This window comes from Streptomyces microflavus (assembly GCF_014650075.1).
GTDB lineage: Bacteria > Actinomycetota > Actinomycetes > Streptomycetales > Streptomycetaceae > Streptomyces > Streptomyces microflavus.
The window spans coordinates 1-13556 of record NZ_BMUG01000016.1; the positions used below are offsets into that span (position 1 = coordinate 1).

At 68.1% G+C, this 13556-nt stretch carries 13 protein-coding genes; 2 read left to right on the forward strand and 11 right to left on the reverse strand.

Annotation, left to right across the window (positions count from 1 at the left end; all coding sequences use genetic code 11):
• Positions 1 to 205: 205 nt before the first annotated feature.
• The 3 genes from IE264_RS38260 to IE264_RS34025 form a co-directional block, all read right to left on the reverse strand.
• The gene (locus tag IE264_RS38260) at positions 206 to 1291 is read right to left on the reverse strand and encodes a ParB/RepB/Spo0J family partition protein (RefSeq protein WP_229887908.1); all 1086 of its coding nucleotides are present in this window, start codon (positions 1289 to 1291) and stop codon (positions 206 to 208) included.
• The gene (locus IE264_RS34020) at positions 1288 to 2439 is read right to left on the reverse strand and encodes a ParA family protein (RefSeq protein ID WP_190167764.1); all 1152 of its coding nucleotides are present in this window, start codon (positions 2437 to 2439) and stop codon (positions 1288 to 1290) included. Before IE264_RS34020 ends, IE264_RS38260 begins: the two co-directional genes overlap by 4 nt.
• Positions 2440 to 3079: 640 nt before the next feature.
• Positions 3080 to 3589 carry a DUF2199 domain-containing protein gene (locus IE264_RS34025; RefSeq protein ID WP_190167765.1) on the reverse strand — a complete coding sequence of 170 codons (510 nt, stop codon included), beginning with the start codon at positions 3587 to 3589 and terminating at the stop codon, positions 3080 to 3082.
• Between the two features lie 394 nt (positions 3590 to 3983).
• Between IE264_RS34025 and IE264_RS34030 the strand changes: the two genes are divergently transcribed.
• Positions 3984 to 5102: an NADAR family protein gene (locus IE264_RS34030; RefSeq protein WP_190167766.1), complete on the forward strand. Its 1119-nt coding sequence runs from the start codon at positions 3984 to 3986 to the stop codon at positions 5100 to 5102.
• Positions 5103 to 5316: 214 nt separating this feature from the next.
• On the opposite strand, the gene IE264_RS34035 is transcribed toward IE264_RS34030, so the two are convergent.
• A complete protein-coding gene (locus tag IE264_RS34035) occupies positions 5317 to 6069 on the reverse strand; it encodes a phosphotransferase family protein (protein ID WP_190167858.1) in 753 nt (250 codons plus the stop codon).
• Between the two features lie 373 nt (positions 6070 to 6442).
• Here IE264_RS34035 and IE264_RS34040 point away from each other — a divergent pair, with 373 nt between their 5' ends.
• The gene (locus IE264_RS34040) at positions 6443 to 7108 is read left to right on the forward strand and encodes an EamA family transporter (protein WP_190167767.1); all 666 of its coding nucleotides are present in this window, start codon (positions 6443 to 6445) and stop codon (positions 7106 to 7108) included.
• Between the two features lie 273 nt (positions 7109 to 7381).
• Here IE264_RS34040 and IE264_RS34045 read toward each other — a convergent pair whose 3' ends face one another.
• From IE264_RS34045 to IE264_RS34075, 7 genes are all read right to left on the reverse strand, one after another.
• The gene (locus IE264_RS34045) at positions 7382 to 7729 is read right to left on the reverse strand and encodes a hypothetical protein (protein WP_190167768.1); all 348 of its coding nucleotides are present in this window, start codon (positions 7727 to 7729) and stop codon (positions 7382 to 7384) included.
• 12 nt (positions 7730 to 7741) lie between these two features.
• Positions 7742 to 7969, reverse strand: a complete 228-nt coding sequence (locus tag IE264_RS34050) for a hypothetical protein (protein ID WP_094211524.1) — start codon at positions 7967 to 7969, stop codon at positions 7742 to 7744.
• A 182-nt stretch (positions 7970 to 8151) separates the two neighbouring features.
• Positions 8152 to 9408 carry an ATP-grasp domain-containing protein gene (locus tag IE264_RS34055; RefSeq protein WP_190167769.1) on the reverse strand — a complete coding sequence of 419 codons (1257 nt, stop codon included), beginning with the start codon at positions 9406 to 9408 and terminating at the stop codon, positions 8152 to 8154.
• A gap of 58 nt (positions 9409 to 9466) precedes the next feature.
• Positions 9467 to 10696, reverse strand: a complete 1230-nt coding sequence (locus IE264_RS34060; protein ID WP_190167770.1) for an ATP-grasp domain-containing protein — start codon at positions 10694 to 10696, stop codon at positions 9467 to 9469.
• 3 nt (positions 10697 to 10699) lie between these two features.
• Positions 10700 to 11197 carry a flavin reductase family protein gene (locus tag IE264_RS34065; RefSeq protein WP_190167771.1) on the reverse strand — a complete coding sequence of 166 codons (498 nt, stop codon included), beginning with the start codon at positions 11195 to 11197 and terminating at the stop codon, positions 10700 to 10702.
• On the reverse strand, positions 11194 to 12546 hold the full coding sequence (locus IE264_RS34070; RefSeq protein ID WP_308428543.1) for an LLM class flavin-dependent oxidoreductase: 1353 nt from the start codon (positions 12544 to 12546) through the stop codon (positions 11194 to 11196). Before IE264_RS34070 ends, IE264_RS34065 begins: the two co-directional genes overlap by 4 nt.
• Positions 12547 to 12595: 49 nt before the next feature.
• Positions 12596 to 13555, reverse strand: a complete 960-nt coding sequence (locus IE264_RS34075; protein ID WP_190167772.1) for a D-2-hydroxyacid dehydrogenase family protein — start codon at positions 13553 to 13555, stop codon at positions 12596 to 12598.
• Position 13556: the final 1 nt, after the last annotated feature.

A 13556-nucleotide genomic window follows, 5' to 3' on the forward strand; every position in this document is an offset into this window, starting at 1 on the left:
GCCCGCGAAACCGATCGCGGCGATGACCACCGCACCGGCGACGACGATTCCGATGAGTACCCGGTGCGTGCGTGTCAGCGGTATCGCTGCCATCTGGGGTTCTCTTTCTGGAGTGTGTTGTCGCTGTGTGCGGTGGAGGTGGCGGGGGAGTGGCGAGAGTCCCTGCCGGGCTGCGTGAACGCGGCAGGGACACTCTTGCGGGGGCTCACTCCTGGGTGAGGAGCTTGGCCAGGGTCTGCCGGTCCTCGCTGGTCATGTGCTCGCGGGCCAGCCTGTTGAGCGCTTGGGGGCTGTGCCACGGCAGCCGCTCCGAGGACTCCGGTGCGGGGGGCGGAGTGATTACGGCGTTATCAGTCGCCGCCTTTTGCGCTCCGGGGGGCGGGGCCGGTTCGGAGCTGGCGGGTGCTCCGGGAGTGATAACGGCGTTATCGGCGGGGGAGTGAGACGGAGTTGTGGGCTCTGCGGGGGCAGAAGTGATTACGGCGTTATCGGTGGGGGAGTGAGACGGAGCTGCGGGCTCCGCCGGGGCGGGAGTGATTACGGCGTTATCAGTCGCGGGGCGAGGCGCGGGCTTGTTCCGCTGTTGCTTCTTCGCTTCTGCTTGCTGAGCTCGCGCGTCTGCGACTTCGCGTTGTTCCTGCGGGGTGTGCTTGGCGAGGCCGCGTACGTGCTCGACCCTGCGGCGCCCTGCTTCCAGGTCGGCCTGGAGTTCCGGTGCCAGTTCCAGGAGGGACAGTCGCTGTGAGATATAGGGCTGCGTGACGCCGAGGCGGCGGGCGGCCTTGTGCTGGGATCCATAGAACGCCACCAGCGTTTTGAGTGCTGCGGCTTCTTCCAGGTCGGAGAGGTTCTCCCGCTGGGCGTTCGCGACGAAGGCGGACTCCAGCAGTGCCTCGTCCGTGGTGACCCGGGCGTCGTCGACGGTGACCTTTATCGTCGACAGCCCCGCTGCGCGGGCGCCGGCCAGGCGACGGTGCCCGTCCACTACGACGAAGTTCGCCCCTGGCTCGAGTTCGGTCGCTCGCTCCGGCCGGTCCCGCAGATAAGCCTCGACGGAGGCGACGGTGATCGACTGGATCTGCCCGATCTCGGTGAGGCTGTCGGCCATGCCGGAGATATCGCCGAGGGTCTCCCGGGGGTTGTCCGGGTTGGCGCTGATCTCGGTGAGCGGCAGCTCGTTCGGGTCGACCGTTCCGAAGGCCTGGTCGGTCAGCTGGCGGCGGACGCTGCGGGCCTTACCGGCCCGGGCGAACGAGGAGGATGCGCCGAGCTGGTCTTCCTTGGAGCTCATGAAATCTGCCTCGCGATCTCTCGCATGCCTGTCGACTGGTCGCAGTAGGGGGCGTGCTCCAGCAGCGGCATGCGCTTGCGTACGGCTTCTCGCTGTTCCTTGAGGTCACCGATGACGGCGAGGACCTTGGGGTCGCCGAGGTTCCGCCATTCCCTCAGGGAGGAGGTGGCGACGACGCCGCGCCGGCTGTCGTAGAGGTTCACGACGAGGCCGAGGTACTCGATCTCCAGGCTGAGGTCGTCGCGCAGTGATTCGATCTGGTCGGCGAGCATCGCGTAGGCCGTCGCGGAGGAGTCTTCGGCCAGGACGGGGATGACCATGCCGGAGATGCCCTCTGCCTCGCCCTGGCGGCGCCGGCCGTAGTAGATCGCCGCGTCGGTTGCCATTCCGAGGCTGGGCGGGCAGTCGATCACGATGGCGTCGAAGTCCTTCTCCAGCGGCTGCAGCGCCCGTTCCAGGGCTGCTTCCTTGTTCCGCATCCGCGCGACGGCGATCTTCGCGTCGAGAAGGAATCCGTCGGGGCAAGCCGGCAGGACGTGGAGGCGCTTCTCGAAGCGGGGGGACTCGATCGTGACGACCAGGTCCTTCAGCTGTCCCTTGCCTTCGCCGCACATGTGCAGCACGAGGCTGTCGGTTCCCGGCGGGAGTTGCTCGACACCGAGCTGATCGCTGAGGTGGCCCTGGGGGTCGTAGTCGACCAGGAGGACGCGCATGCCGTCCTCGGCGAGGGCCTGGGCGACGCCGGCCGCGACGGCCGTCTTCCCTACTCCGCCCTTCTGGTTTATGACGACCTTGCGCTGGACAATGCCTGTCACCGGGCGGTGCCTGGGGGAGGGGTTGGCGCTCAGCCAGGTCTGAACCGACTGGGCGAGCCCTTGGACGAAGGGCATCCCGTCTCGCTCGGTGCAGGTGGTCTTGAGGTCTTCCCACTGCCCTGGAGGCAGCCAGGTGGAGAACGAGCTGGAGCCCGCAGTATCGACGGGGGAGCGGTCTTCGGAGGAGGCGCGCCAGGCGGAGATGCCTGCGGACACGGCGTCCTGGATGTCGATGCCGAGTTCAGCGGCACGGACCTTGAGGTCCTGGCGTAGCCAGGACGGCAGCTTGGAGACGACCTTCTCTCTGTCTCCGGCGATGCTTGGAGTAACCATGAGGTCAGCTTACTAACCTCATGGTGGGATTGGACGCACCCCCTGCTCAACATGCGTGTCGCCTACCGCCCCTGACTCCGCACCAACCCCATCGAGCACGCGCTCCAGGAACCCGCCCTCACTCTGCCCGCCCCCGACGCGTGGGCCCGGGCCATGCGCTTCGTCCCTCTCCGAGAGGCAACGCACTCTCCTCGAACCACCCCTGAGGGGCGACTTCCCAAGCCCGCAGAAGGCTTGGTGCACAAATGCAGGGCGCCTGATGGCGGACGCTGCCGCCGTCAGCACAACAGCTTTCGTCCGGAGCCGTGAGAGTGGCGTCCTACTCGCAACGTTCAGGAATCCGGTGGACCTGCGGAATCCCAAGCGAGCATCTGACAACGAAGCGCCCCCAGATGCCTCAGTTCGGGCAGAGTCATGGCTACGCCCCGCCGTTGGCTGGTCCGCGTGGTTCCACCGTTGAACGACGACACGGTGGCCCCGTTCATCCACCGCGTCGCCATAGCCAACCGTGTGTCCGGTCGGGATCTCCGCGAACTACTGAAACACTCGGATGCTCAAGCGGATGCGTCTTCTTCCTGGGAGGAGACAGTTCGACTGCCTCCTCCCAGGAAGCTGCCGACGGGCCTTGGCCGGCGGAGACTCAGGCCGGATGCAGCACAGCTATGGCGATCTCACGGATGCGATCCTGCGTGATCCCCATGCGCTGTTCGACCGCGAGCGGGTGATCGGTGGGCTCCAGCTCGATGAAGGGCCTCTTGCCGACCGTTCGGGTGTGAGCGTTGGTCTTCAAGTTGGTCGTGCTCTCGGAATAGAGCGCGAGCTCCGTGCTGAGCCAGCCGAAGTACGGCTTCTCCGCCTCCCGGCCCTCCGAGCTCCAGACGTCAAGGGCACCGGCGAAGTTTTCCTTGCTCAGAGAGACCCAGACGCCCCACGAGAAGACGTCCTCGCTGCCGATAACAGGTATCTCGATCAGGCCCCGGATGAAGAAGTGCTGGCCCTTGATCACGCACTGGTCGGACGACAGCATGCTGTTCGGATCGCTCTCGAAGCTGGGATCCCAGACATCAGGAGCGATGGTCGAGTAGCTCATGGGGAGCTCTGCATGGTGGTCGCCGCAGCATGAGCAGGTGAAACCGAGATCGTTAGACATGGCGGGAGCCTAGCGACCGCACAGAACGGGGCGGCCCCGGGTCAACAACCCCCGGCTGGTTGCCCGCCCACGTCATCGCCTAAGCCCGGCTTGCTGACCCCGCCGCTTCGACCTCGTTGAGAGGAACAAGCCGCTCGCCGCTCTCTTCGGGGAGACCGGCAATTCTTCGTTGAGACACGGCACAAGGGACCTGAACCCCTTCCAGGAACATCACCAGGAGCCCCGGCGAGCGGCACTGATAACGGCGTTATCAGCGGTCCGAAGCTTCATCCACCCTAGCCAGGCAGGCCTCTCGTCGACCGTGGCCAAGGGGGGCCATCCCGGCCGACGTGGACCGTACGGCAGCCCCAAAACCGCAAGGCCCGCCCGACACCCACTGCGGCACAATCACCGAATGATCGGCAGACGAATCACCTATCGCACCGCGGACGGCGTCCGCATACCCGGCACCTGGCGACACGCCTTCATCCGCAACGGCAGCTACTTTCTCACCGACCTCTTCATCTACGCCGACGGACTCATCGACTGCTGGGGCCTCGTCACCCTCGAGGAGTTCGAAGAAAAGCTCCGAACCGGCTGGGTGGCCACCACCCTCCCGGACGGCGCCGAAGCATCCGCACACCACCTGGCAAGCTGGAAGTTCACCGACGCTCAGAGCTGGCTCACCCCTGAGCTTGTGCTCGCCGAAGTCCGCGACACCATCGACCAGCTGAACCACAGACCCGACTCGACCGGCCGCTGCCTCGCTGCGGTCAACGCCTTCCTCACAGACCGGACAGAGGAAAACCGAGCCGCAGCCCAAACAGCATTCCTCGCCATCCCCACCTCACAACGCCGCTACGCACTGGGCGACATGGACAGCAAAGACTGGCCCCTGCGGGTCCTCTTGGCAGGCCCAGGAGGCCGGACCTACCTGCCCAACGACCCGTCGGTCTCACAAGAGAGCTACAACAGGGCAATTGAATACTTCGAGGAGCGCGCCCGCTGGAACACGGAGCATGACTCACGCGTCGCAGCAGACGAACCGGCCACCCCATACGCCCCGGCAGTCCAGCTCCACCACTCATACCCGAACAAGCCGGTAGCCGACCCCGGCCACCGCGGACTGCGCAACGACTACCCCGCCCCCATCACCGTCGAGGACATCGTCTACCCCTCCGTCGCCCACGCCTACTGGGCCCTTTCGGTCACCCAGCCGGAGGTCCGCAGCGCGATCGCAGCGGCGGGCACCGCTGCCGCAGCGGGCGATCTCGCAGCCAAGACCGCTCGTCGTGAGGGGTGGGATCACATTCGCCTCGCGGTCATGACCAGCCTGCTCCGCGCCAAGTACGACCAGCACCCCGAGCTAGCCGGGATTCTTCTCGCGACAGGCAACTCCACCCTGGTCTACGACGATGCCAACTCGGCCTTCTGGGGTGACAACGGCGGACGCGGCCGCAACTGGACCGGCCGTCTCCTCGAGCTGATCCGCTCCGACATCCACATGGCGCAGAGCGGGGTCCCGGGTCCGTGACCGAGGCCGGGGGAGTGGCCCCAACGGCCGGTCGACCTTCCGCGACAACGATCAGGCTCCGTGAGAAGGACAGCGTCCAGCAACCGCCCCGAGCGAACCCGGGGCGGCAGCATGAAGTGACGTGCGTCCGCAGGACTCAGCCAACACGTATACGCGCACCAGGGCCGTCACCCCGTACAACGCGTGAAAGTACAGCCATTGAATCCTTGCGGTATCACATTCGGGATCTCAGCACGTCAACCTCGCAGCCCGGTGCGAACGGGTCGAAGCCGTGCTCGATCAGCCAGCGAACTGCCAGCAGGCTGCGCAACGACCACCATCCGAGAATCACTTCGAGGTCGATGTGGATGTCGGTGCCGTAGCCGGTGAGGACGTCGGCCAGGTGCTTCTCGTGTCCGAGTGTGAAGGTGGCGAGGTCGTACAGGGCATCACCCCGGCCCGCCTCGGACCAGTCGATGATGCCCGTGACCTCGTCGCCGTCGACAAAGACGTGCGCGATCTGCAGATCGCCGTGCGTGAACGCCGGAGACCACGGCCGGAGAGCGGCCTCAGCGACCCGGCGGTTGTGGGTGACGAGGTCGGTGGGCAGGAGGCCGTTCGTCACGAGCAGCTCGCACTCAGCGTCGAGCTCGGCCGCCAGCGCGACCCGGCTCCGGCCGGCCCTGCCAGTCCGTGGCGGCAGCGGTGCGTCGTGCAGCTTCCGGATGGCGGCCCCCGCCGCGGCCCACGCCGCCGACGACCCGGTCGACGGCCCGCCGAGGCGCCCGAGCGTCGTTCCCGGGAGTGCGGCGATCGCGAGCACGGGCGGCTTGCGCCACAGGATCTCCGGGGTCGGCACCGGCGCGAGGGACATCGCCTCGACCTCGGCGTCGATGCGCGCCTGATCGGCCTCCACCTTCAGGAACACATCGCCGACGCGCAGGGTCGCGCGTTCGGCATGGGCGACGACGACTTCAACCTCATCCATGGGCAAACAGTACGGCGGAGGTGATCGCCGACGTCACCGGACTCATCGCATGCGACGACAGCGAACCGCAGCATAACGAGCGTTACAGTGAAACGATCGTTTCAGTGAGGGGAGGGAAGGCCGAGCCCTTCTTGCCTCCTACCGGAGGTGCACACGTGAGGACGCCGAACACCGTACCCAAGCAGTCATCGGGGCGGGCCTGGTCCTCGCCAGTTGCCTGAGTGTCCAAGCCTCAGCAGCACTCGCCTCGACGCTCTTCGACCGGCTGGGCGCTCCCGCCGTCGCCGGGCTGCGCCAGCTCTGCGCTGCGCTCGTCCTGATGGCGCCGGTGCGTCCGAGAATCCGTGGCCACACGCGGTAGGACTGGGCCGGCATGGTCATCTACGGCGCGGCGATGGCCGTCATGAACGTGGCCTGCTACTGCACGGTGGGCCGCCTCCCACTCGGCGTGGCGGCGACGCTGCTGTTCCTCGGACCGTTCATCGTCGCGGTCGCCCCGGCGCGCGCTTGGCGCGAAGCGCTCCTCCCGACAGTCGGCCTGGCGGGCGTAGTCCTGGTCACGGAACCCGGCGGGACAGACGAGTGGGCAGGAATCGCCCTCGGACTGCTCTCCACGCTTGCCCTTGCCTGCTCCACCCTCTTCGCGCAGCGCGTGGGCAGGGCATCCTCCGGATTGGAGGGACTGGCCGTGTCGGTCTGCATCTCGGCGATCCTGCTCCTCCCCTTCTCTCTCCCCGCCGCCCCAAGCGTCAACGGATACGACTGGGGCCTGGTTGTTTTCTCCGGCATCGTCGGGGTGGCTCTCGCTTTCACCCTGGATTTCCAGGCCGTGAAAATGGACGGCGCCAAAGTGGTTGCGATGTTGTTCTCCTTCGACCCGGTGATGCGCGCACTCATCGGCGCCTTCGCACTCGCCGAGAGTCTCTCCGGACCGGTGCTCGTCGGAATGGGACGGATCGTGTCAGCCGGTACCGTAACGACCTGGCGTGCTGAAAGCCTCCCAGCTCCGCCGATGCCAACCAGCACAGACCGCCCGTAACTCGGAACGAAAAGGGTCCTCGGCCACACCTCGCCAGCAGTCGTTCCTTCTGCTGGTAGGAGCAATGAAGTGCCATGGAGGACAGGGGCGATAAGTCTCACTTGCTGCTTCCTGGCCCTCTGACGGCAGCTCAGGGCCTGCCCTGGCGACCGAAAAACGCGTGTGCGGCCCGCTGAGGCTCTCTCGGCTGCTTCTGTATCTGCTCATACCGGGACTGGTGAGATCGGCCGCCTGAGGCCCCATTCTGGCAGTCGCTTTTGAGTGGTTACAGGTTCAATGCGAGAAATGGGTATTATTCCATGATCGAATCACCAGCCTCACCACGTGCAATGACTGACCGGGCGGCCAGGTCCTGGCACTGCCAGAAACGAGGTGTGACCCACCGTCAACCGTCGAGAGCGACACCTCGGCATGCTTGCGCTCGCCAAGGAAACCCAGCTCAGGTGCATCCGGCCAGCACAGCAACTCCCAGTTGATCCAGTCCCTGCTCGGGCCGATCGCCGCTGCGAAGACGTCCTTAATTCTCCCGACCGGCAGGTCGTCGAGCTCGCACGTCACTGGCAGCCGTCCTTCGTACACCGCCGAATCGGTCGGCAGATCACGCCCTGCGAGGCCAGCCACGAGCAGGGGCCACTACTCCCGTGGCACTCCGCCGACCTCTCGATAGTCAAAATCCCCCGCGTGCTGCCCCTGAGGCAGCTCCCTCGCCACCCGCTGCACCTCGGCAACAGAGCAGAGCTCGGCATACGCGGTGACCCGAAAGTCCTCGCGGCGGCCGAACTCCATCAGACGGCTCGCGATGCTGAGAGCCAGGCCCAGGTCGGAAGTGCGGAAGACGGGGTAGGCGACGTCGTTAGACATGCGGGCGACTGTGCCACGACCTGTCCACGCAGGTCACGGGATTTCCGCTGCGTACCGCTGAGGCGCCCATAGGACCGCGATCGGTGACGTCGTTGAAGGCTCAGTGAAGGCCCAGGACAGAACGCATCTGACCCCTGTGCGGCGTGGGCCCCGCCTTCGGCGGGGCCCACGCCGCACAGGGGTCAGATGGCCCGGCCTTGCTGGGGGGAGACCTTGAGGGTGAACTCCAGGAGTTCCACCGCCCCTCGCGCTGCGCGTGCGGCGTCCTCGGGAGTGTCCGCCAGAGCGCGGGCGAAGGCCACTCGTGAGTCGGAGGAGGTCAGGCCGCCCACCTCCGATCCCGGTTTGGCGAGGAGGCGCACCTCCGTCACGCCGGGCAGGGAACGAGCCTCGTCGAGGCGGCCGACGTGGTCAAGGACACCGGTGGATTCCAGGGCTGCGAACCAGACGGCCGAGAAGAGCGCCGGGCGGTCCTCGGCCAGCGTGGCGCGGACGTCCGGCAGGACGCTCTCGCCCAGGGTCTGGCGGGCTGCGCAGTCGTCCACGTCGACGCCGGTCGCGTCCCGGACCAGCGCCGGGATCTCGTCACCGCCCATGCGGACGTGCGTCTCGATCAGGCGTGGGCCCTTCTCGGTGAGGCATATCTCCGAGTGGGTCGGGCCGAATTCCACACCCAGGGCGTCGAGTACGGCGCCGACGTAGGTGTGGATCTCGTCGCTGACTTTGTCGGTGAGCCGCGCCGGCGTGACGTGCCCGAGTTCTACGAAGGAGGCCGGGTCGGAGAATTTCGCGGTGATCGCGACGACCTGGTGCTCGCCCGACTCCGAGACGGCCTCGACGCTGAACTGCGGCCCGTTGAGGAACTCCTCGACGAGGACGCCCGCGTCGGGCAGGCCTTCGTAGCTGCTGTCGGCGCGGGCGTACGCCTCCGCCAGTTCGCTCTCGTCGGTCACCTTCGTGATGCCGGCGCTGCCGGAATTCGAGACGGGCTTCACCACGCAGGGCAGGCCGTACCGGCGGGCGAAGGTGCGCAGTTCGTCCGCGCCGGAGACGCGGACGCCAGCGGTGGAGTCCACGCCCGCCTCGCTCAGCCGGGCCCGCATGGCCCGCTTGTCGTGCACCAGATGGACGGTGTCCGGGCTGTGCGCGATGAGCCCCAGCGCCTCGGCGATGCGGGCGTAGTGGTTCTGGTTGCGCTCGCCGAAGGTGCCGATCCGGGTGAAGGGGTCCCGGGCGTGGACGGCCGCTGCCAGATCGACCCACTCCTGTTCGGGGGCATCGTCCCGGAGTCCCAGGACGCGGGCGTTGTCGCCGGGGGCGCGGACCCGGTCTACGGAGTCGATACGGCAGAACACCGTGGTGCGGGCGCCCGGACGGGCGGCGCGGATGCGGGCGGGGAAGTCGCGGCCGGTGCCGACGATCAGGATGTGCTCGGACAAGACGGCTTGTCCCTTCCGGGTGGGAGGAGGCGGAGGACGGTGACGGGCTCGGGACGTTTCATTCCCATCGGGTGTGCCGGTTCCACCACTCCATGGCATCGGCGAGCCGGGACTCCACGGCGTCGGTGGTGTCGGCTTCGGCGAAGACGCTTGCCGCCGCGTCGGCCGCGCTCTCCACGCCGTGACAGTGCGTCCCGGCCTTGCGCATCAGGGTCAGCTTCGTGTCGGGGACCGGGCATGGGTCGGCCGGGGGGACGAAGACACCGTGGCCGGGGGGCAGCAGGACATGGCCGACGGACCGGGAGGGGGCGGCTGGCTGTGTGGTGAGGGTGAGGGGCAGCCCGCACTGAGCCCGGAGCCCTTCACGCGCAAGATGGACGCCGAAGGCCCGTATGTACTGGTCGCCGATGAGGGAGCCGCCAGCGCGGCTGGCGATCTCGCACAGCACGGGGATGCCGTCCGGGCCGACCCATGCCTCCAGGTGGAAGGCGAGAGGGTGCGGCGCCGGGGGCAGAGCGGCGATGACGTCGGCGGTCATGCGCTGGAGCGTGTGTGTGGTGGCCTCGTCGGGGGCGAGCAGGATGCTGCCGGTGTGAAGGTTCTCCCGGACACGTTCGGCGAGGCCGCCGGTGTAGCGGGCGGGCCATGAGTGGACGACCCGGCCGTCCTGCATGATGCCGTCCACGTGGTGGAAGTCGCCGTGGGCGAGGCTCTCCACCATCCACTGGCCGGGCAGGTACGGCACCGCGGAGCCGCGCTCCCGCGCGAAGAAGTCCGTGATGTCCGCGGGCTCGCGCAGGAACGCTACTCCTTCCGCACCGGCGCCAGCGCGCGGCTTGACGACGACGGGCAGCCCGTTGGTGTCTACGAAGTCGAGCAGATCCTGCGGGCTGTCCACGGCGGCGAACGCCGGAACCCGTACGCCTGCGGCCTGCGCGCACTCCTTCATGACCACCTTGTCGCGGTAGGCGATGGCCGAGGCGACGTCTTGTCCGGGCAGGCCGAGCCGGGCACGCAGCCGGGCGGCCCGCAGCACGTCGCTCTCGCTGGTGCTGGCCACCAGGCTTACCCCGTACGCGCGGGCGGCTGCCTCCGCGAGCTCCTCGGTCGCCCAGCCGTGGTAGTCGTCGACCAGCCGGTGGCGGGGGAAGGAGGCGGCCAGGACTTCCTCGGCACCGTCGACCGCCTTGGGCGTGGTGATCAGTACGGCGTCCTGGGGGTGGTCGAGCCACTGTTGGAGCGGCCGGGCGGTGAGTGGCTGACGCGAAAGCAACAGAACGGTGGGCATGTGTCAGGTCCTTGCTGGAAGAGGAGTCGGGACCGGCTGCAGGCTCCCGTGACGGTGGACGAGGCCGTCCCCCTGCTCGCCGTGCTCGACCTGCTCGACGGCGCCCACCAGTAGATGGTGGTCGCCCAGGCGCACGGTGTTGTGGCGCGAGCACAGCAGCCGACCCAGACATCCTCCCAGGTACGGCACGCTGTACGGGCCGGTGGGCCAGTCGGTCGGCGGGGCGAAGCGGTCGGCGCCCGGGGTGGCGAAGCGCAGGGCCGTGGCCGCCTGATCGGCGCCGAGCAGATGGATCGCGAAGTGCTCGCAGTGCACCAGCTTCCGCCACGTGGTGGAGGTGTCCGCGAGAGCGACGGCGATGAGAGCGGGTTCGGCGCTGATGGAGGTGAAGGAGGTGACGGTCACTCCCACCGGGCCGCTCGTCCCGGCGGCCGTCAGGACCGTGACCCCCGAGGGATGGGCACGCAGGACGGAGCGCAGGGACGTCGCACCGACGGTCATGCTCCGCTCGCCGGGGCCGGGGGGAAGGCGGGCCGGGGCAGTCCGAGGTTCTCCCGTAGCGTGGTGCCTTCGTAGGAGGTGCGCACCAGGCCGCGGCGCTGCAGCTCGGGTACGAGGAGGTCGACGATGGCGTCCAGGCCGCCCGGGTGGTAGTCGGGCATGATGTTGAAGCCGTCGGCGGCGTCGTTGACGAACCAGTCCTCCAGCTCGTCCGCGATGGTCTCGGGGGTGCCGAGCAGGAAGCGGTGCCCGCGTCCGGCGGCGACGGCCAGGTAGAGCTCACGGATGGTCAGGCCCCGCCTGCGGGCCTGCTCGTAGATGATCTGCTGCTTGCCGGTGCTGCCCTCGGTGGCGGGGAGTTCCGGCAGAGGGCCGTCCAGCGGGTGGCCGGTGAGGTCGACGTTGCCGAGCTGGTACGAGAGCATCCCGAGGCCGACCACCGGGTCGACGAGGGACTGGAGGGTCGCGTACTTGTCCTCGGCTTCCGCCAGTGTTCGGCCCACCACGATGAAGGCGCCGGGCAGGATCTTGACGTCGTCGGGGTCGCGGCCGTAGTCGGCGACCTGCTTTTTCAGACCGCGGTAGTAGACCTGGGCCTGGTCCAGGGTCTGCTGGACGGTGAAGACGACCTCCGCCCAGCGGGCGGCGAAGTCCTGTCCGTCCGGGGAGGAGCCTGCCTGGACGATGACGGGGTGGCCCTGCGGCGGGCGGGCAACGTTCAGCGGGCCCTGTACGGAGAAGTGCTCGCCCTTGTGTCCGAGGATGTGCAGCTTCTCCGGCTCGAAGAAGCGGCCGGACTCCTTGTCGTAGAGGAAGGCGTCGTCTTCCCAGCTGTCCCACAGCCCGGTGACGACCTGCATGAACTCCCGTGCGCGGTGGTATCGGGCCGCGTGCTCGGGTTGCTTGTCCAGGTTGTAGTTGCGCGCTTCGGCGTCCGTCGCGGAGGTCACGACGTTCCAGCCCGAGCGGCCGGCGCTGAGGTGGTCGAGGGAGGCGAACTGCCGTGCCAGGGTGAAGGGTTCGTTGTAGGTCGTGGACGCGGTCGCGGTGAGGCCGATGTGCCGGGTGTGCACGGCGAGCGCGGACAGTAGGGTCAGCGGCTCGAAGTGGACCATGCGGCCCTGGCGGCTCAGCTCGTCGGCGTCCTTGTACTTGGTTCGCACTCCGGCCCCGTCGGACAGGAAGACCATGTCGAACATGCCGCGCTCGGCGGTCTGCACCAGGGAGCGGTAGTAGTCGAAGTTCAGGCCGCCGTCGGGACGGGCTTCGGGGTGCCGCCAGGCGGCTATGTGGTGGCCGGGCGCGGGAAGGAAGGCGCCGAGCTTCATCATGCGGGGGTGCGGGCTCACCGGGGAACCTCCAAGTTCGAGAGGGGTGGGGCGCAGGACGAGGGCGGGGTCAGCCGAGGAGGCGGACGGGAGTGCCGGCGAGGTAAGCCTGGATGTCCTCGACGGCGTGGGTGTAGTAGGTGCGGTAGTTGTTCTGGGAGACGTATCCCAAGTGAGGGGTGGCCAGGAGGCGGGGGGTGGTGCGCACCGGGTGGTCGGCGGGCAGCGGCTCGGTGTCGTACACGTCCAGGCCGGCGCCGGCGATGCGCCCTTCCCGCAGGGCGTCCAGGAGGGCGTCCTGGTCGATCAGGCCGGCCCGGGAGGTGTTGACCAGGTAGGCGGTCGGCTTCAGGAGCGCCAGTTCGGAGGGACCGAGGAGGCCGCGGGTGCGGTCGCCGAGGACCAGGTGCAGCGAGACGAAGTCGCTGGTGGAGAGGAGCTCCTCCTTGCTGGAGGCCCGCCGGACACCGACTTCGGCGGCGCGCTCGTCGGTGAGGTTCTGGCTCCAGGCCTGGACGTCCATGCCGAAGGCGAGCGCGACCTGTGCGACCCGGCTGCCGATCTTGCCCAGGCCGAGGAGGCCCAGGGTCCGGCCGTGGAGGTCGGCGCCGACGGTGGACTGCCAGGGGCCGCCGGCGCGCAGCGCCGTGTTCTCGGTGACGATGCTCCGGGCCAGCCCCAGCAGCAGGGCCCAGGTCAGCTCGACGGGCGGGGTCGAGGTGCTGGCGGTACCGCAGACGGTGACGCCGTTGCGTTCGGCCGCCGCGTAGTCGATGACGCTGTTGCGCATGCCGGAGGCGATGAGCAGGCGCAGACGGGGCAGTCGGTCGAGGAGGGAGGCGGGGAAGACGACACGTTCGCGTAGTGTCACGATGATGTCGAAGTCGGCCAGGGCGGCGGCGAGCCCGTCCTCGGTGGCGAAATGCTCGGGGAAGCTGACGATCTCCACCTGGCCCTTGAGAGGGCCCCAGTCGGCGGCAGTGGTGGCCACCTGCTGGAAGTCGTCGAGTACGGCGCAGCGAAGGCTCATG